Annotated in this window: 17 protein-coding genes; 15 read left to right on the forward strand and 2 right to left on the reverse strand. The window is 62.7% G+C overall.

Annotated features, from left to right (window positions below; translation table 11 throughout):
* Positions 1 to 145: 145 nt before the first annotated feature.
* Positions 146 to 355: an acid-shock protein gene (locus WN982_RS18785; RefSeq protein WP_341313403.1), complete on the forward strand. Its 210-nt coding sequence runs from the start codon at positions 146 to 148 to the stop codon at positions 353 to 355.
* Positions 356 to 508: 153 nt separating this feature from the next.
* Here WN982_RS18785 and WN982_RS18790 read toward each other — a convergent pair whose 3' ends face one another.
* Positions 509 to 835, reverse strand: coding sequence for a DUF1840 domain-containing protein (locus tag WN982_RS18790; RefSeq protein ID WP_341313404.1), 327 nt, complete (start codon positions 833 to 835; stop codon positions 509 to 511).
* A gap of 430 nt (positions 836 to 1265) precedes the next feature.
* Here WN982_RS18790 and argS point away from each other — a divergent pair, with 430 nt between their 5' ends.
* The 6 genes from argS to WN982_RS18820 all read left to right on the forward strand — a co-directional run bounded on the left by argS (position 1266) and on the right by WN982_RS18820 (position 8229).
* Positions 1266 to 3056: an arginine--tRNA ligase gene (argS, locus tag WN982_RS18795; RefSeq protein ID WP_341313405.1), complete on the forward strand. Its 1791-nt coding sequence runs from the start codon at positions 1266 to 1268 to the stop codon at positions 3054 to 3056.
* A 71-nt stretch (positions 3057 to 3127) separates the two neighbouring features.
* Positions 3128 to 3940: an SPOR domain-containing protein gene (locus WN982_RS18800; protein ID WP_341313406.1), complete on the forward strand. Its 813-nt coding sequence runs from the start codon at positions 3128 to 3130 to the stop codon at positions 3938 to 3940.
* Positions 3941 to 4100: 160 nt separating this feature from the next.
* On the forward strand, positions 4101 to 4739 hold the full coding sequence (locus tag WN982_RS18805; RefSeq protein WP_341313407.1) for a thiol:disulfide interchange protein DsbA/DsbL: 639 nt from the start codon (positions 4101 to 4103) through the stop codon (positions 4737 to 4739).
* Positions 4740 to 4755: 16 nt separating this feature from the next.
* Positions 4756 to 5529 carry an SDR family oxidoreductase gene (locus tag WN982_RS18810; RefSeq protein ID WP_341313408.1) on the forward strand — a complete coding sequence of 258 codons (774 nt, stop codon included), beginning with the start codon at positions 4756 to 4758 and terminating at the stop codon, positions 5527 to 5529.
* A 3-nt stretch (positions 5530 to 5532) separates the two neighbouring features.
* The gene (locus WN982_RS18815; RefSeq protein WP_341313409.1) at positions 5533 to 6351 is read left to right on the forward strand and encodes a cobalamin-binding protein; all 819 of its coding nucleotides are present in this window, start codon (positions 5533 to 5535) and stop codon (positions 6349 to 6351) included.
* Positions 6352 to 6642: 291 nt separating this feature from the next.
* On the forward strand, positions 6643 to 8229 hold the full coding sequence (locus tag WN982_RS18820) for an ABC transporter substrate-binding protein (RefSeq protein ID WP_341313410.1): 1587 nt from the start codon (positions 6643 to 6645) through the stop codon (positions 8227 to 8229).
* A 72-nt stretch (positions 8230 to 8301) separates the two neighbouring features.
* Here WN982_RS18820 and WN982_RS18825 read toward each other — a convergent pair whose 3' ends face one another.
* The gene (locus WN982_RS18825) at positions 8302 to 9372 is read right to left on the reverse strand and encodes an MBL fold metallo-hydrolase (protein ID WP_341313411.1); all 1071 of its coding nucleotides are present in this window, start codon (positions 9370 to 9372) and stop codon (positions 8302 to 8304) included.
* A 167-nt stretch (positions 9373 to 9539) separates the two neighbouring features.
* On the opposite strand from WN982_RS18825, the gene WN982_RS18830 reads away from it, so the two are divergent.
* The 8 genes from WN982_RS18830 (at position 9540) to WN982_RS18865 (ending at position 18296) form a co-directional block, all read left to right on the forward strand.
* On the forward strand, positions 9540 to 9944 hold the full coding sequence (locus tag WN982_RS18830) for a MerR family DNA-binding transcriptional regulator (RefSeq protein ID WP_341313412.1): 405 nt from the start codon (positions 9540 to 9542) through the stop codon (positions 9942 to 9944).
* Between the two features lie 212 nt (positions 9945 to 10156).
* Positions 10157 to 12004, forward strand: coding sequence for a bifunctional isocitrate dehydrogenase kinase/phosphatase (gene aceK / locus WN982_RS18835; RefSeq protein ID WP_341313413.1), 1848 nt, complete (start codon positions 10157 to 10159; stop codon positions 12002 to 12004).
* Positions 12005 to 12098: 94 nt separating this feature from the next.
* Positions 12099 to 12875, forward strand: coding sequence for a carbonate dehydratase (can, locus tag WN982_RS18840; protein WP_341313414.1), 777 nt, complete (start codon positions 12099 to 12101; stop codon positions 12873 to 12875).
* Positions 12868 to 14076 (forward strand): acetyl-CoA C-acetyltransferase, encoded by a 1209-nt coding sequence (locus WN982_RS18845; protein WP_341313415.1) that lies wholly within the window; start codon positions 12868 to 12870, stop codon positions 14074 to 14076. Before can ends, WN982_RS18845 begins: the two co-directional genes overlap by 8 nt.
* A 37-nt stretch (positions 14077 to 14113) precedes the next feature.
* Entirely contained in the window at positions 14114 to 14791 is a 678-nt protein-coding gene (locus tag WN982_RS18850) for an SDR family oxidoreductase (protein ID WP_341313416.1), read from the forward strand.
* Between the two features lie 12 nt (positions 14792 to 14803).
* Positions 14804 to 15934: an acyl-CoA dehydrogenase family protein gene (locus WN982_RS18855; protein WP_341313417.1), complete on the forward strand. Its 1131-nt coding sequence runs from the start codon at positions 14804 to 14806 to the stop codon at positions 15932 to 15934.
* A gap of 7 nt (positions 15935 to 15941) precedes the next feature.
* Positions 15942 to 16391 carry a YchJ family protein gene (locus WN982_RS18860; protein WP_341313418.1) on the forward strand — a complete coding sequence of 150 codons (450 nt, stop codon included), beginning with the start codon at positions 15942 to 15944 and terminating at the stop codon, positions 16389 to 16391.
* Between the two features lie 621 nt (positions 16392 to 17012).
* Positions 17013 to 18296 (forward strand): CocE/NonD family hydrolase, encoded by a 1284-nt coding sequence (locus WN982_RS18865; RefSeq protein WP_341313419.1) that lies wholly within the window; start codon positions 17013 to 17015, stop codon positions 18294 to 18296.
* The last annotated feature ends 762 nt before the right edge of the window (positions 18297 to 19058 follow it).

Genomic DNA, 19058 nt, shown 5'->3' on the forward strand with positions numbered 1-19058 from the left:
GGGAAGCCCACTATATCGGGCGTGAAAGGCTGAATATTTGCGGCAGTGTAATTTTCGGCTTTGTAGACTGAAATAGCTTTACCCCGCCAGACGCGGCCAAAACGCGTCGGCTTATCCAATTGCAATCGTCAACGGAGAAAATCGTATGAAGAAGCTGACGCTGTTATTGACGGCTGTTTCGCTTGCCGCAGGCGCTTCTGTGGCGCTGGCTCAACCCGCCGCTCCGAACGGCTCCAGCGCGGTCAGTTCGTACTCGCCGCCCACGGAGAAGCACGTCAAGAAGCCCAAGAAGCAGAAAATGAAGAAGGGTGCGTCAGCGCCGATGGCTGCACCTGCGGACGCCGCCAGCCAGTAATCAGCACAGCTCGGACAGGCCGCCAGTTCAGACCTGTGAAAGACAAAGAGCCCGCACGAAGCGGGCTCTTTTTATTGGCACATAATTTATCGGCACATAAGGCTCTGTGGCACGAGGCGTGCCGCACGCCGCGACCGGCGGGCAGACTCGGACTCAAAGGCCCCAGACAATATCCGCGTTTTCCTTCTGTGCCGCGCGCAGCATGTCCAGGAACGGATACGCGCGCTGCGCGAGTCCCGGCGGAATCTCATGATGCTCATGGCCTTCTTCGCCTTCGTGAAAATGACCGTCGTGCTCGGCGCGCTCCTGTTTGTCCGTACTGATGGCCGATTCGAGTTTCGTGATCGCGGTACCCAGTTCGTCGTGGGTAATGACGCCACGCTCACCCAGGCGCTTGCCGACGATGCCGACGAGGTACTGCGCGAGATTCTCCAGCATCACCACGTCCGGAGCAGCGCGACATTTGAAAGTAATCAGCATGACTGTTCCCTTTTTCGTTATGTTGGATCGACACGCGAGCGGCCGTACGGCCACCGCCGGCGCGCGTTTCGTTGACTCGCCGATCAGGCACGGCCGCCACGGCCCTTAGCGGGCATCTCATTGAACATATTAGCACCTGCTAAAATCCGTCTGGACGGAAAAGCGCGCCGCCCCACGCCGCGCGCGGCTTGGCGGAAGTGGCATGGCCGGGTCTGCTGGCAGCGGTCTGCCTGCAGCCGCCGCATGTCGCCGCGCACCGCGCCAGCCGTGCCGCAGGCAATGAGCCTGATACCGCGCCCGACCGGCGTGCCCGACGTATCTTGGCGGGCGCGTCGCCGCTTTCCACGCTTCTGACGAATCGGCTGCGCCTGCCGCGGCGGCCGGCGCCTCTTCCGCATCACCGGATTGCCTCACTGGACTCGCAACAAGCATGCTGCCTGCACATAAACATACCCTCGAAACACTGCTCGCCGACACGGTGAAGCAAGTTGCGCAAGCGTCCCAAGGCGCGAGCGAAGCCACGTTCGTTGCGCCCGCGATCACGCTGGAGCGCCCCAAAGTCGCCGCGCACGGCGACGTCGCCTGCAACGTGGCGATGCAACTCGCGAAGCCGCTGCGCGCCAACCCGCGCCAGCTGGCCCAACAGATCGTCGACGCGCTGCTCGCGCAGCCGCAAGCCAAGGGGCTCGTGGAAGCCGCCGAAGTGGCCGGTCCCGGCTTCATCAACCTGCGCCTCGCAGCCGCTGCCAAGCAGGCGGTGATCGCCGCAGTGTTCGCCGAAAACAATGCGTTCGGCCGTTCGCAGCGCGATGCCGGCAAGCATGTGCTGATCGAATTCGTGTCGGCCAACCCGACCGGCCCGCTGCACGTCGGCCATGGCCGTCAGGCGGCGCTCGGCGATGCGCTTTCGAACGTGCTGGCCTCGCAAGGCTATGACGTGCACCGCGAGTTCTATTACAACGACGCCGGCGTGCAGATCAACACGCTCGCCGTGTCGACCCAGGCGCGCGCCCGCGGCCTCGCTCCCGGCGACGCCGGCTGGCCGGCATCGGCGTACAACGGCGAGTACATCGCCGAGATCGCGCAAGACTATCTGAACGGCGTCACCGTTGCCGCGAGCGACGGCGAGCCCGTTACGGGCGCTCGCGACATCGAAGACCTCGACGCGATCCGCCGCTTCGCGGTCGCGTACCTGCGCCGCGAGCAGGACATGGACTTGCAGGCATTCGGCGTGAAGTTCGACCAGTACTATCTGGAGTCTTCGCTGTACAAGGAAGGCCGCGTCGAGAAGACGGTCGAGGCGCTGATCGCCGCCGGCAAGACCTATGAACAGGAAGGCGCGCTGTGGCTGCGCACCACCGACGACGGCGACGACAAAGACCGCGTGATGCGCAAGACCGACGGCACCTACACGTACTTCGTGCCGGACGTCGCCTATCACGTCGCCAAGTGGGAACGCGGCTTCACCAAGGTCATCAATATCCAGGGCTCGGACCACCACGGCACGATCGCGCGGGTGCGCGCCGGCCTGCAAGGCCTCGGCATCGGCATTCCGAAGGGCTATCCGGACTACATCCTGCACAAGATGGTCACGGTGATGCGCAACGGCGAAGAAGTGAAGATCTCGAAGCGCGCCGGCAGCTATGTGACGGTGCGCGACCTGATCGAATGGTCGGGCGGCGCGACGCCGGGCTCGGAAGCCGCCGTCGATCTGATCGACGAAGAGACCATTCGCCGCGGCCGCGACGCCGTGCGCTTCTTCCTGATCTCGCGCAAGGCCGACACCGAATTCGTGTTCGACATCGACCTCGCGCTGAAGCAGAACGACGAAAATCCGGTGCATTACGTGCAGTATGCGCATGCGCGGATCTGCTCGGTCATCGCCGAGTGCAAGGCGCGCTACAACACCGACGAGAGCACGCTGGCCGGGGTGGACGTGTCGCCGCTCACCAGCGAACGCGCCATGGCCTTGCTGAACAAGCTCGCCGAGTTCCCGGACATGCTGCAGCATGCCGCCGACGAACTCGCGCCGCACGCGGTCGCGTTCTACTTGCGCGATCTCGCCGGGGAATTCCACTCGTTCTACAATGACAAAGCCGAGCGCGTGCTGGTCGACGATGCAGCCGAGCGCAATGCACGCGTCGCACTGCTTGCGGCCACGCGCCAGGTGCTGGCCAACGGTCTTGCAACGATCGGCGTCTCCGCTCCCGTCAAGATGTAAGTCCTCCGGCGCGTACCGACACGATTCGCACGCGGCCGTCGTTATAATCGACGGCCGTTCCAGGATTCTCTTTGCAGGTGATTTATACGATGGCAAAACCACGCCGCACAACAAAGCAATCGAAACAAACCGGGGGCACTTTTCTCGGCATCGTGCTGGGCCTGATCGTCGGCCTGGCGATCGCGGTAGTGGTGGCGCTGTATATCACCCGTGCGCCCACGCCGTTCGTCTCGAAGGTAGCGCCGCCCGCGGCATCCGATGCCGGCGCAAGCCAGCCGCAATACGATCCGAACCGTCCGCTGCAAGGCAAGACGCCGGGCCAGCCGGTGCCGCAAGCCGCGCAGCCGGCGCCGCCGAACACCGCGCCGGGCCAGACCACCTCGCAGACGCAGTCGGGCATGCTGGAAGAACCGCAGATCGTCGAGGTGCCGCCGTCGAACGGTAGCGCAAACGGCAATGCGAACGGCACCGCGGTCGCGCCGAAGCCCGCGCAGGAAAACGGCACCAACGCGCCGGCGAAGAAGGCGCAAGCCACCAGCGCGCCTCCCGCCACCGCGGCCACCTCGGCGCCGAAGAGCACCTCGTCGACGGCGGCTGCCAACGCCAAACCGGGTTCGAATGCGACGCCCGCGCCTGGCGATGCCAATACCGGCTACTTCCTGCAAGTGGGCGCGTACAAGACAGCGGCCGATGCCGAGCAGCAGCGCGCGCGCCTCGCCTTCCAGGGCTTCGAATCGAAGGTCACGCAGCGCGATGCGGGCGGCGTCACATACTTCCGCGTGCGCATCGGGCCGTTCTCGAAGTTCGAAGACATGAATTCGAGCCGCCAGCGCCTGTCTGACGCGGGTGTGGACACCGCCGTGATCCGCTTTACGAAACAATAATCGAACCGTGATTAGCTGTACCGCGCTGCCGCCGAACTATCGGCGCGCGGCGCGAGTCACAAGCAAAACAGACGACTGATACATCTAACGCCGAATTTGAAAGCAGTGGCGGGCATTTGCGTGGCGCCATCGCTTTACCGCCTACCTGGGTCAAACAAACATGAAAAAACTGCTGAGCATTCTGTTCCTCTCGCTGGGCCTCGTCGCCGCCACGGCATCCGCATCGCCAACCGCTCCGGTGTCCGGCAAAGACTTCACCGTGCTGTCGGCGCCGCAGACCACCGACGCGCCGGCCGGCAAGATCGAAGTCACCGAATTCTTTTGGTACGGCTGCCCGCACTGCAACGAGTTCGACCCGTACCTGGAAGCATGGGTCAAGAAGCAGGGTCCGGACGTCGTGTTCAAGCGCGTGCCGGTCGCTTTCCGCGACGACTTCATTCCGCACTCGAAGCTGTACCACGCTGTCGACGCACTCGGCCTCGCGCAACAGCTCACGCCGAAGATCTTCAACGAAATCCACGTCAACAAGAACTACCTGCTGACGCCGGAAGATCAGGCCAAATTCCTCGCGAAGAACGGCGTCGATTCGAAGAAGTTCATGGACGCGTATAACTCGTTCTCGACGCAAAGCGCGCTGCAAAAAGACAAGAAGCTGATGGAAGACTACAAGATCGACGGCGTACCGACCTTGGCTGTGCAAGGTAAGTATGAAACCGGTCCGGCCGCGACCAACAGCCTGCCGGGCACGATCCAGGTGCTCGACTACCTGGTGCAGCAAGTCCGCTCCAAGAAGATGTAACGTCAAAGGCGCCGGAATGAGTTCCCCTCTGAAGGTTTTCATTACCGGCGCATCGAGTGGCATCGGCCTCGCGCTCGCCGCCGAATATGCGCGGCGCGGCGCGATTCTCGGCCTCATTGCCCGTCGCGGCGACGCGCTCGCCGCCTTCAAGCAGTCTCATCCCCAGAACACCGTCTCCATCTATTCCGTCGACGTCCGCGACGCCGAGGCGCTCGCCGAAGCGGCTGAGCAGTTCATCGCGCAGCACGGTTTGCCGGACATCGTGATCGCCAATGCCGGCATCAGCCGCGGCGCCGTCACCGGCCACGGCGACCTGCGCACCTTCCGCGAAGTGATGGACATCAATTACTTCGGCATGGTTGCCACCTTCGAGCCGTTCGCCGCTGCGATGGTCGCGGCGAAGAAAGGCACGCTGGTCGGTATCGCCAGCGTGGCCGGCGTGCGCGGCTTGCCGGGGTCCGGCGCGTACAGCGCGTCGAAGTCGGCGGCGCTCAAGTATCTCGAGGCGTTGCGTGTCGAAATGCGGCCGTTGGGCGTCGGCGTGGTCACCATCGCGCCCGGCTACATCCGCACGCCGATGACCGAGCATAACCCGTACGCAATGCCGTTTCTGATGGATGCCGACCGCTTCGCGGTCAAGGTCGCGCAGGCGATCGAACGGCAAACCGCCTTCGCTGTGTTCCCGTGGCAGATGCGCATCGGGGCCATGCTGCTGCACGTACTGCCGCGCTGGCTCTACGACCGCGTCTTTGAACGCGCGCCGCGCAAGCCCCGCGCCGTCACCGAGTAATTCATGCAGCCGCGTGCGGTCGATGCAGCCGGCGTCGAGCACGAATTGGCCAGTGCCGACGCGCGCATCGTCTCGCTGGTGCCGAGCATCACCGAATTGCTGTTCGCGCTGGGGCTCGACAGGCAGATTGTCGGACGCACCGGCTTTTGCGTGCATCCGCACGACAAGGTGCGGCAGGTGCGCAAAGTCGGCGGCACCAAGGCCGTGAATATCGACGCGATTCGCGCGTTGCGTCCCACCCATCTGATCGTCAATATCGACGAAAACGAGCGCGATACCGTCGATGAGTTGCGCGCGTTCGTGCCGCATATCGTCGTCACCCATCCGCAGACGCCGCAAGACAATCTCTCGCTGTACACGCTGCTCGGCGCGATCTTCGACCGCGGGCAGGAAGCCCAGCGCTTGAGCGCGGCGCTCGAAGCGCGCCTGCGCGAAGCCGCGGCGCATGCGTTCCCCGCTCAGAACGTGCTGTATCTGATCTGGCGCGAACCATGGATGACGGTCGCGCGCGACACCTACATCGCCGCGATGCTGCGGCTCGTGAACTGGCGGACACTGCCTGACGTGCACGGCGGAACGGCAGGCGCCGCGCGCTACCCCACACTCGACTTCGACCGCGCGCCGTGGCTTGCAGAAGTCGACCGCATACTGCTTTCCAGCGAGCCGTATCGCTTCACGCAGGCCCATTGCGACACGCTGAAACGCGATCCGCGGCTGGCCGGCAAGCGCATCGAGTTGATCGATGGGGAACAGGTGTCGTGGTACGGCGTGCGCGCGATCGAAGGCATCGGCTATCTGCTGCGCCGCGCCGCTGCGGTATAAGGTGCGGCATTGAGGGCGCGCACGGAGCGGCGGCATGGCACGGCCGCGCTGAGGACCCGCACCCTAAGTCCATATGGATATGCGGATTAAGTTGTTGTCGCCGCAACCACCCTTCGATAAGCTTTCGCGAAGGCCGAGGCGCGCGGGGATTGACTGGTATTGCAGCACCCAAACCATGCGCCGGCGCCGGAAACGTATCACAATAAAGACGACAGCTGCCCGTCGCCCGTCACCGGAACATAACCACACAACCAGACGCACTGCCTGACTGCGCTCGTTATGGGAGATCCTATGCGCTTCAAACTGCTCGCAGCCGCCGTACTGTTCACGGCGCCCGCGCTCGTGCTCGCCAAACCGCTGACCGTCTGTACCGAGTCGAGCCCCGACGGCTTCGATGTCGTGCAGTTCAACTCGCTGGTGACGACCAATGCGTCGGCCGACGTGATCTTCAATTCATTGGTCTCGTACGACGAGGCCGCGAAGAAAGTGGTGCCGGCGCTCGCCGACAAATGGGACGTGAGCGCCGACGGTCTCACCTACACGTTCCACCTGCGCCCGAACGTGCAGTTCCAGACCACCGACTACTTCAAGCCCACCCGCGCACTGAACGCCGACGACGTCGTCTTCACGTTCGACCGCATGCTCAATGACAGCAATCCGTGGCACAAGGTGGCGGGCGCGAGCGGCTTCCCGCATGCGCAATCGATGGGTTTACCGAAGCTGATCAAGGCGATCAGCAAGGTCGACGACAACACCGTCAAATTCGAACTGAACGCGCCGGATGCAACCTTTGTGTCGATCCTGACGATGGGTTTCGCGTCGATCTATTCCGCCGAATACACCGACCAGTTGCTCAAGGCCGGCAAGCAGGCCGACCTGAACGCGAAGCCGGTCGGCACCGGTCCTTTCGAGCTGAAAAGCTATACGAAAGACGCCGTGATCCGCTACGACGTGAGTCCAACCTACTGGGGCCCGAAGCCGAAGATCGACCGCCTGATCTACGCGATCACGCCGGACGCCACCGTGCGCGCGCAAAAGGTAAAGGCGGGCGAATGCCAGATCGCGCTGTCGCCGAAACCGCAGGATCTCGCCGAAGCGAAGGGCGACAAATCGCTCGCCATCGTGCAGACGCCCGCCTTCATGACCGCGTTCGTCGCGCTGAATACGCAGAAGAAGCCGCTTGACAACCAGAAGGTCCGTGCCGCGCTGAACATGGCGTTCGACCGCACGACGTACCTGAAGGCGATCTTCGACAACACCGCGACGCCGGCCGTCAATCCGTATCCGCCGAACACGTGGAGCTACGACAAGGGCGTGAAGGCGTGGCCGTACGATCCCGCGAAGGCGAAGAAACTGCTCGCGGACGCGGGCTATCCGAACGGCTTCGAAACGACGATCTGGGTGCGTCCGAACGGCAGCGTGCTGAATCCGAATCCGAAGGCCGGCGCCGAACTGCTGCAAGCCGACTTCGCGAAGATCGGCGTGAAGGCCGACGTGAAGGTGATCGAATGGGGCGAGCTGATCAAGCAGGCAAAGCTTGGCCAGCATGACACGCTGTTCATGGGCTGGGCCGGCGACAACGGCGATCCGGATAACTACCTGTCGCCGCTCTTCAGCTGCAACGCGGTGAAGTCGGGCATTAACTTCGCGCGCTTCTGCGATCAGGATCTGGACAAGCTGATCGCCGACGGCAAGGCCACGCCGGATCAAGCCAAACGCGCGAAGGCGTATGAACAGGCGCAGCAGATCATTCACGATCAGGCGCTGTGGATTCCGCTGGGCTATCCGACCGCCGCGGCGATCACGCGTACGAGCGTAAGCGGTTATCACGTGAGTCCGTTTGGACGGCAAAGCTTTGCTACGGTGGCGGTGCAGTAAAGCGCCAGCCACACCACAAAAAAAGCCCGGTTGCGAAAGCACCGGGCTTTTTTTATCTACTGACGAACGTGATCACGCCGAAAACCGGATCACACCATCCGCATCATGCGTGCGCTTCAATTCACCCGCGAGCCACAGCAGATGCAAGTGAGCCAACGCCTCGCCCATCGCAAACGTCATCTGGTGAATATCGAGTTGGCGCTTGAACATCAGCGGCACGATGTCCGCCGCGCTCTGCGGCTTCTGCGCACACGCCTCGCGCACTTCGGCCAGACGCGCGTCGTGATGCTCGCGCAATTGCGTGATGCGCGTACGCACGCCGCGAAACGGCTTGCCGTGCGACGGCAGCACGAGCGTGTCCTCGGGCATCGTTTCATAGCGGTCGAGCGATTCGAGGTACAGCGCGAGCGGCGAGCCTTCCGGTTCCATGTCGAACACCGACACGTTGGTCGAAATGCGCGGCAGCACCATGTCGCCGGAAATCAGCACGCCCGTCTCTTCGCAGTACAGCGCGCAGTGTTCCGGCGCATGGCCATAACCGGTCACCACATGCCACGTTTTACCGCCGATCCTCACCGCATCCGCTTCGCGCAGCCGCCGATACTGGCTGGGAATCGCCGGCACGAGGCTCGCGTAGTAGCTCTTGCGATTGCGCAGCTTTTCGAGCGACGCCTCATCGTTCACGCCATGCCGCGCGAAGTGGCGCGCCGCGCCCTCGCCGCCCGCATTGGAGCCGTCGCCGGCCGCCATCACGCGGGCCTGCATGTATTCGCCAAGCGTCATCCACAGCCGCACGTCCCAGCGCTTCTTGTCGCCGCCTGCGCAGATCCAGTGCGCGAGGCCGATGTGATCCGGATGACAATGCGTGACGATCACGCGCAACACCGGCAGGCCGTCGAGCACCGAGTCGAACACTTTCTCCCAGTTCTCCTTGATCGCGTCCGACGCAATGCCGCAGTCGACCACGGTCCAGCCTTGCTGACCGTCGATTTCATCGCGTAGCAGCCAGAGGTTGATGTGGTCGAGCGCGAACGGCAACGGCATACGCAGCCAGAACACCCCTGGCGCGACTTCCATCGCGTGGCCCGCTTCGGGCAAGGTGTCTTTGAACGGATAGTCGAGTTGATGTTCGAGGGCATTCATTGTGGGTGTCTTCCTCCGTCGGCTGCCTGGCATGGCGAGGTATGCGATACCGGGCGGCGTGGTTGCGGCATGCTCGTGCCGTGGTTGCGTTTCGATCAAGTTGACGATAACGTAAACGTCGATTCTATCGTTCAATCCGATTTTCTGCCCGGCCACGGGATGCCCCGATGAATACGCAATACACGATCACCGACCTCGCGCGGGAATTCGACGTGACGCCGCGCGCGATCCGCTTCTATGAAGATCAGGGTTTACTCTCACCGAGCCGCGAGGGATCGAGCGGCTTGCGGCGCGTCTATTCGGGCCGCGACAGAACCCGCCTGAAGCTGACGTTGCGCGGCAAACGGCTCGGTTTCACGCTGTCGGAAATCCGCGATCTGCTGGATGTTTACGAATCGCCGACCGACACCGTGCCGCAATTGCACGCGTTCCTCGCAACGGTGGCCCGGCATCGCGAGATACTCGAACGTCAGCTTGAAGACCTGAACGCGACGCTCGAAGACCTCGCGCAATACGAAGCACAAGCGCGCGCACTACTCGAAAACGGCGCACGCCAGGCCAAGCCTGCATGAGCAGGCATAAGCCAAATATTTTTTGCCGAAAGTTAAGCCGGTTAAGGCATGCCAAACTGCAGCATTGAGCGGAGATAGTCTGAAAGTCGGCGAACGCCGGACAACGCGCGGGATGCGCGACGGCGCGAGCCGAGCGGCGCGATGCGTCGCAGGCCCACCCGGGCGATACAATCCCGGGTGTCTTCACGACATGGGACGAATGCACGGTCGACATGAATCACTTCCCCAAACTGCTGTCGTCGCAGATCGGCTTTGACGTTGCGCAGACGATGCTCGAAGGCTTCGATCGGCACTACCGGATCTTCCGCGACGCCGCGATCCATGCCAAGACACTCTTTGAAGCCGCCGACTGGCACGGCCTGCAAAAGCTGGCGCGCGAGCGCATCACCTCGTATGACGAACGCGTCGAGGAGTGCGTCGAACGGCTCGAAGACGAATACGATGCGGAAAACATCGACAACGAAATCTGGCAGCAGATCAAGCTGCACTACATCGGCCTCCTGACCACGCACCGGCAACCCGAGTGCGCGGAGACGTTTTTCAATTCGGTGTGCTGCAAGATTCTGCACCGCTCGTATTTCAACAACGACTTCATTTTCGTGCGCCCGGCGATCTCGACCGAATACCTCGAGAACGACGAGCCGGCCGCGAAGCCGACCTATCGCGCCTATTACCCCGGCAAGGACGGTCTTGCCGCGACGCTCGAGCGCATCGTCACGAACTTCCAGCTGGAGCCGCCGTTCGAAGACCTGACGCGCGACGTCGGTTGCGTGATGCAGGCGATCCACGACGCGTTCGGCGCCTTCGACGAAGCGCCCAACTTCCAGATTCATGTGCTGTCGTCGCTGTTCTATCGGAACAAGTCGGCGTATATCGTCGGACGGATCATCAACGGCGACTTGCTGCTGCCGTTCGCGGTGCCGCTGCGTCACGTGAAGCCGGGCTTGCTTGCACTCGATACGGTACTGCTCAAGTGCGACCAGTTGCTGATCATCTTCAGCTTCTCGCATTCGTACTTCCTCGTGGATATGGAAGTGCCGTCCGCGTACGTCGAGTTTCTCGGCACGATCATGCAGGGCAAACCGAAGGCGGAAATCTACACGTCGGTCGGCTTGCAGAAACAGGGCAAGAATCTGTTCTATCGCGATCTGCTGCACCATCTGTCGCATTCGAGCGATCAGTTCATCATCGCGCCCGGCATCAAGGGGCTCGTGATGCTGGTGTTCACGCTGCCGTCCTTTCCGTACGTGTTCAAGCTGATCAAAGACAGCTTCCCGCCGCCGAAGGAAACCACCCGCGCGCAGATCAAGGAAAAGTATCAGCTCGTCAAACGACACGACCGCCTGGGCCGCATGGCCGACACGCTCGAATATTCGAGCGTCGCGTTGCCGGTCTCGCGCCTCGATGAGGCGCTGGTGCGCGAACTCGAAAAGGAAGTGCCCTCGCTGATCGAATACGACGGCGGCAATCTGGTGATTCGCCATTTGTATATCGAACGCCGGATGGTGCCGCTCAATCTGTTTCTGCAAAACGGCACCGAGGAAGACATCGATCACGGCATCAAGGAATACGGCAACGCGGTGAAGGAACTGATGCAGGCGAACATCTTTCCCGGCGACATGCTGTACAAGAACTTCGGCGTGACGCGTCACGGGCGCGTCGTGTTCTACGACTACGATGAAATCGAATATCTGACCGACTGCAACGTGCGCGCGGTGCCGGCGCCACGTAACGAGGAAGACGAAATGTCGGGCGAGCCGTGGTACTCGATCGGCCCGCACGACATCTTCCCGGAAACGTACGGCACGTTTTTGCTCGGCGACCCACGCGTGCGCCATTCCTTCATGCGGCATCACGCGGACTTTTTCGATCCTGCGTTGTGGCAACGGCACAAGGATCATCTACTGAAAGGCGAACTGCCCGACTTTTTCCCGTACGAAAGCAGCGTGCGCTTTTGCATCCGCTATCCGGAACGCTTCGCCGATGCGGTTACCGCACTATCGGTTACGTCGGATACCCCGGGTACGCAAGCAGATCGGCGCACCGTGCGCGTGGCGTGAACATCACGCGCCGCGAGCATCTTTGAATGCATCGTCCGAACCTTATGTAACGACACCGACCGGTCAATCGGTCGAGCAACGGCCCAGACGCACCATGAATACAAACGCTTCTCCCCTTCCCAATCCGCTCGCGCATCTGTTCGACAACAACGACGCGTGGGTGGCCCGCAAGCTGTCCGAAGACCCGGAGTACTTTTCGCGTCTCGCGCACCAGCAGACGCCCGAATACCTGTGGATCGGCTGCTCCGATTCGCGCGTGCCGGCCAATCAGATCATCGGCCTGCCGCCGGGCGAAGTGTTCGTGCACAGAAACATCGCCAACGTGGTGGTGCATACGGATCTGAACTGCCTGTCGGTGATCCAGTTCGCCGTCGACCTGCTGAAGGTCAAGCACATCATGGTGGTCGGCCACTACGGCTGCTCCGGCGTGGGCGCGGCGCTGCACGGCCGTCGCGTGGGTCTGGCCGACAACTGGCTGCATCACGTGCAGGACGTGCGCACCAAGCATGCCGCGCTGCTCGAAGAATGGCCGCTCGGCGAAGCGCGCCATCGGCGTCTGGTCGAGCTGAACACGATCGAGCAGGTGGTCAACGTGTGCCGCACCACCATCGTCAACGACGCATGGGCGCGCGGCCAGGAGCTAACCGTGCACGGTTGGGTGTATGGCGTGCACGACGGCAAGGTACGCAATCTCGGCATGACGATCGGCGAACCGGGTGCGCTCGATCCGACCTATCAGAATTGCGTCGCGGCAGTGTCGGCAAGCGGCGCGCACAAAGCGGACAACGACGTGGTCGCGGCCGACGCGGCCCAGCTCGGCGATGTGCCGGCGATCGTCGAAGGTGTGATCAAGGAGTTTAGAAATGAGTGAGATAAACATGAGCGAGACAAAGTCCGATCCGATCGTGATAGTTTCCGCAGCGCGCACGCCGATGGCTGCATTTCAAGGCGATTTCGCTTCGCTGACGGCGCCGCAGTTGGGTGCGGTCGCGATCGAAGCCGCGGTGCAACGCGCGGGCCTGAAGCCCGAGCAGATCGACGAAGTAGTGATGGGCTGCGTGCTGCCCGCCGGTCTCGGCCAGGCACCCGCGCGTCAGGCCGCATTGGGCGCCGGCTTGCCGTTGGGCACCGGCAGCACCACCGTCAACAAGATGTGTGGTTCCGGCATGCGCGCGGCGATGTTCGCGCACGACATGCTGGCCGCGGGTTCGGTCGACGTGATCGTCGCCGGCGGCATGGAGAGCATGACGAACGCGCCGTACCTGCTGCCGAAAGCGCGCGGCGGCATGCGCATGGGCCACGGCCAGGTGATCGACCACATGTTCTACGACGGCCTCGAAGATGCGTACGAGAAAGGCCGCTTGATGGGCACCTTCGCTGAAGAATGCGCGGCATCGTTCGATTTCACGCGTGAAGCGCAGGACGCGTTCGCCGTCGAGTCATTGAATCGTGCGAAGCGCGCGAACGAAGACGGCTCGTTCGCGTGGGAAATCGCACCGGTGAAAATCGAAAGCCGCAAAGGCGAAGTCACCATCGATCACGACGAGCAACCGTTCAAAGCGAATCTCGAGAAGATTCCCACGCTCAAGCCCGCGTTCAGCAAAACCGGCACAGTGACGGCGGCGAATTCGTCGTCGATTTCGGACGGCGCCGCGGCGCTCGTGATGATGCGCGAATCGACGGCGAAACGTCTGGGCGTCGAGCCGATCGCGCGCGTGGTCGGCCATTCGACCTTCGCGCAGGAGCCGGCGAAGTTCACCACTGCGCCGGTCGGCGCGATCCGCAAGCTGTTCGAGAAGAACGGCTGGCGCGCGGACGAAGTCGATCTGTACGAGGTCAACGAAGCGTTCGCGGTGGTGACGATGGCCGCGATGAAAGAACACCATTTACCGCACGACAAGGTCAACGTGAACGGCGGCGCATGTGCGCTCGGCCATCCGATCGGCGCATCGGGCGCGCGGATTCTCGTCACGCTGATCGGCGCGCTGAAAAAGCGCGGCGGCAAGCGCGGCGTCGCCACGCTGTGCATCGGCGGTGGCGAAGCGACCGCAATGGGTATCGAACTGGTTTGACGCGTTGCCGGACACGATGAAGGCTTGAGGTGATTCGATGAAGACAGTGTTGATCGTCGGTGCGTCGCGCGGCATCGGCCGGGAATTTGTGCGGCAGTACAAGAAGAGTGGCTGGCGCGTGCTGGCCACCGCGCGCGATGGCGCCGCGCTCGACGCGCTAGCCGAGCTCGGCGCGGAAACCTTCCCGGTCGACGTTACCGCACCTGAAGAGATCGCCGCACTCGGCTGGAAGCTCGACGGCGAGCGGCTCGACGCGGCGGTGCTGGTCTCGGGCGTGTACGGCCCGCGCACTGAAGGCGTCGAGACGATCACCGCCGAGGACTTCGATCACGTGATGAGTACCAACGTGCGCGGTCCGATGCAATTGATGCCGATCCTCTTGCCGCTCGTCGAAGAGGCCGGCGGCGTGCTCGCGGTGGTCTCGAGCAAGATGGGCAGCATCAGCGATGCAAGCGCCACGAGCGGCTGGCTGTATCGCGCGAGCAAGGCGGCGCTGAACGACGCGCTGAAGATCGCGTCGCTGGAAGCGAAGCGCGCAACCTGTATCTCACTGCATCCAGGTTGGGTACGTACCGACATGGGCGGCGCGCAGGCCGCAATCGATCCGGCGCGCAGCGTGACCGGCATGCGTGAAGTGCTCGCGCAGGCTGCCGCTGCGCACGAATCGTTCAACGGCCGCTTCTACCAATACGACGGCACACTACTCGACTGGTGAGGAGACAAAACGATGGTGCTTGATCAGGACCACCTGATGGTCCGCGACGCGGTACGCACTTTCGTGCGCGACGCGGTGACGCCGCACGCGGCGCTGTGGGACCGCGAGCGCACCTTCCCGAAGGACGTGCATCGCCAGCTCGCCGAACTGGGCGCGTACGGCGTGCTGGTGCCCGAGGCGTACGGCGGTGCCGGCATGGACGCGCTGGCGCTCGCGTTGATCCTCGAAGAAATCGCCGCGGGCGACGGAGGCACGTCGACGGCGATCTCCGTCAACAACTGTCCGGTGTGCAGCATCCTGCTGACCTACGGCAACGAGGCGCAGAAGCGCGACTGGCTCACGCCGCTCGCACGCGGCGAGATGCTCGGCGCGTTTTGTCTGACCGAACCGCAAGCGGGTTCGGACGCGTCCGCGCTGCGCACCACGGCCACCCGCGACGGCGACGCATACGTGCTGAACGGCGTCAAACAGTTCATCACGAGCGGCAAGAACGGCAACGTCGCGATCGTGATGGCGGTGACCGACAAGGCGGCGGGCAAACGTGGCATCAGCGCGTTTATCGTGCCGACCGATACCAAGGGTTACGTCGTCGCGCGCGTCGAAGAAAAGCTCGGCCAGCATTCGTCGGACACCGCGCAAATCATCTTCGAAGATTGCCGTGTGCCGGCGGCGAACCTGATCGGCGCGGAAGGCGAAGGCTATCGGATTGCGCTGTCGGGGCTCGAAGGCGGGCGCATCGGCATCGCCGCGCAAAGCGTCGGTATGGCGCGCGCCGCGTTCGAAGCGGCGTTGAGCTATGCGAAGGAACGCGAAAGCTTCGGCCAGCCGCTGTTTTCGCACCAGGCCGTGCAGTTCCGTCTCGCCGATATGGCAACACAACTCGAAGCGGCGCGCCAGTTGATCTGGCACGCGGCTTCCCTGAAAGACGCCGGTCTGCCGTGTTTGACCGAAGCCGCCATGGCCAAACTGTTCGCGTCGGAAGCAGCCGAGCGTATCTGTTCGGCGGCGCTGCAGATTCACGGCGGCTATGGCTATCTGAGCGATTTCCCTGTGGAACGTATTTACCGCGATGTGCGCGTGTGCCAGATCTACGAAGGCACCAGCGACATCCAGAAAATCCTGATCGCACGCGGTCTTGACTGAACGTCTGATGAATAAGCCATTGTTGTCGGTACAACGACCTTCCGACTGTCCCTGCGGCGGCGCTGTGCCCGATCAGCGCAGCACGCCTAAGGCGCCCCGCTTCGCAGAATGCTGTGGCCGGTACATCGACGGCGGCGAAGCGGCGCCGCGCGCGCTCGAACTGATGCGCTCGCGTTACAGCGCCTATGTAGTGGGCGCCACGGATTACCTGCGCGCGACCTGGGCGCCGCACACCTGCCCGGCCGACCTCGACACCGACCCTGCCGCGCCCGACGCGCCGCGTTGGCTCGGACTCCAGATCAAGGCGTTCGCCGAAAGCGATGCTGAGCACGCCACAGTGGAATTTGTCGCACGCTATAAGGTGGGTGGCCGCGCGCATCGGCTGCACGAGCTGAGCCGCTTTGTACGAGGCGAAGACGGACGCTGGCGTTATGTCGATGGCGACGTCAGCGAATAGCACAATCCTTTCTGCGCCTTACAGCGCAACATGAAGACCAGCGCGACGGACGTCCTGAAGTACATTACGGTGGACTGAATAGCGACGTCACATATGGCCCTCAAACTAAGGCCCTTTTTCATGTTGGCTCTACGCGACAGCGCGTTCATGTGCCGAGTGGCGCAGCGATTCCTTCGTGGAGCCAATCACCGGCGGAGCGCCGGTTCCGCGGCCCCATCCCCCCCGCTTCCCACACGGCAATTATTTCGTCGCGGGTTCTCCTTTATTGCACAAAACAAAATTGTCGTGCCAGGATGAGGCCGTAGGTTTGTGACGCCACGTTGCGAGGGCCGGCCAATATCGGTTCCGCAACATGCGCAGGCGCCCTGCCGATAACCCGGTGTCCCGGTTCGGCGGCGGTTCCAGGCAGCATGATGTGGCGCTCATCATCGGCGCGTGGGGTCGCGTCGGCCGTTTGGGTTCATCCCGTGCGATCTCGATTAGCGTGCGTGCGCTTGGCGCACTCCGTACGCGAGTGTGTTTTTGTCTGTCGAAAATGTCGACGAAAGGTAAATGTCGGCAATGGCTTTCGACAGACAGACACCACGGTGTTCAGGGCAGATTTTTGATGCAGGTGCGTTAATGGTGTTCAGCAAGGTTCTGACGAAGTGTGCGGTGATCTGTGCGACGGCGACGTGCGCTGTCGCACTCGCGCATGCCGACCCGCTCGCCGACACCCAGGCGGGACCGCTGACCCGCGCTCACGTACCGCGTATTGCTCTGGACGACGACATCTATCTGCCGAGCGCCAGCCTCAACGAACAGATTGTGCGAGTACCGGTCAACGCTGCCGGCTCGATCACGCTCGAAACGACGATCTACAAACCGGACGGCGCAGGCCCGTTCCCGATGATCGTCTTCAACCACGGGAAGATTCCTGGCGACCCGCGCACGCAGGAACGCAGCGACCCGCGGCCGTTCGCGCGTGAATTCGTGCGGCGCGGCTACGTGGTGGTGGCGCCGAACCGCCAGGGCTTCGGCCATTCGGACGGCGCCTATCAGCAGGATGGCTGCGACGTCGAGCGCAACGGCATCAGCCAGGCCGGTGACGTGGCCGCGACGATCGACTACATGTCGAAGCAGCCGTACGTGGATGCGACACACATCGTGGTGGCCGGAACCTCGCACGGCGGGCTGGCGACGATGGCTTACGGCACCGAGGCTGCACCGGGCGTTCGGGCATTGATCAATTTCTCCGGCGGTTTGCGGCAGGACGCGTGCACCGACTGGCAGGGCAACTTGACGCGCGCCTTCGGCGCATATGGTGAGAAGACCAGGGTGCCGTCGCTGTGGTTGTACGGCGAAAACGATTCGATCTGGACGCAGTCTTTGGTGGCCGGCATGTATGCCGCTTTTGCCGAGCATGGTGCGAGCGCCAGGATGGTGGATTTCGGCAACTACAAGAATGACGCGCATCGGCTGGTTGGCGATCGCGATGGCGTGCAGGTTTGGTGGCCTGCTGTCGAGGCCTTCCTGGCGCGGGCGGGGATGCCTACCGGCGTGCAATATCGCGTGTCTGATCCTTCTTTGCCGAAGGCTAGCGGGTTTGCTGCTGTCGATGCGGTCGATGCCGTGCCGTTTGTCGATGAAGCTGGACGTAATGGGTATCGGAATTTCCTGCATCAGTATCCTAGCCGGGCTTTTGCGGTTTCGGATTCGGGGGCCTGGTCCTGGGCCGAGGGCGGCGATGATCCTATGACGGTGGCAATTGCTAATTGCCAGAAGCAGAGTTCGGCGCCTTGCAGGTTATATGCGGTGAATAACTCCGTTGTGTGGGGGGCTCAGTCTTCGCAGACGGCTAGTGGTGGTGATGGGTCTTCTTCTGGTGCTGCCGAGGGGCGTAGGGCTCTTGCTAGCCGGGAGTAGGGGTTTTTTAGTGCCTGCTCGGCGGTATTTGTCTGTGTGCCTGCGGGGTTGGCCTTTCCTTGATTTCTTAGTGGTCTATTAGCTTCGCCCCTGTGCTGTTTGCCTGCTCGGCGCTTTGGGTTGTACGCCTGCGGCGTTGGCCTTTCCTTGATTTCTTATTGGTTTATTAGCGTCGCCCCTGTGCGGGGCAGGCACTTACTTTCTTTGCCGCCGCAAAGAAAGTAAGCAAAGAAAGCGGCTCACACCGCTAATGCTAAGCGGGTTCCTCGCGCAGTCACGGTAGTGGAGCATCTGGAATCTGCGCTCTCGCACACTCCGCCCTGGTGACAAAGCAGTCATTCTTCCGGCGGCGCTGCGCGCGCCGACGCGGTACTTCTCAAAACCGCCAGGCACCGCTGGCGTCTTGTTGCCGCATCTTCCCCGCATGCAACTCCCCTGCGCCGAGGCGCAGCCGACGATCCCCACCCCACCCAAAAAACGCTACTGCTTTCCGCGCACCCCGTCCCCGCGTGTGGTGCTGTGGCCCAAACCCGACTAATGGTTTTCGGAAGCACACTTCGGCGCGCGCAGCGCCGCCGGAAGTATGACTGCCTTGTCACTAGGGCGGAGTGTGCGAGAGCACTGATTCCAGATGCTCCACTGCCTCCTCCAAGCCAGGGGACCCGCTTAAGAATTAGCGGTGTGAAGCCGCTTTCTTTGCTTACTTTCTTTGCGGCGGCAAAGAAAGTAAGTGCCTGCCCCGCACAGGGGCGACGCTAATAA

The sequence above is a fragment of the Paraburkholderia sp. IMGN_8 genome (assembly GCF_038050405.1).
Taxonomy (GTDB): Bacteria; Pseudomonadota; Gammaproteobacteria; order Burkholderiales; family Burkholderiaceae; genus Paraburkholderia.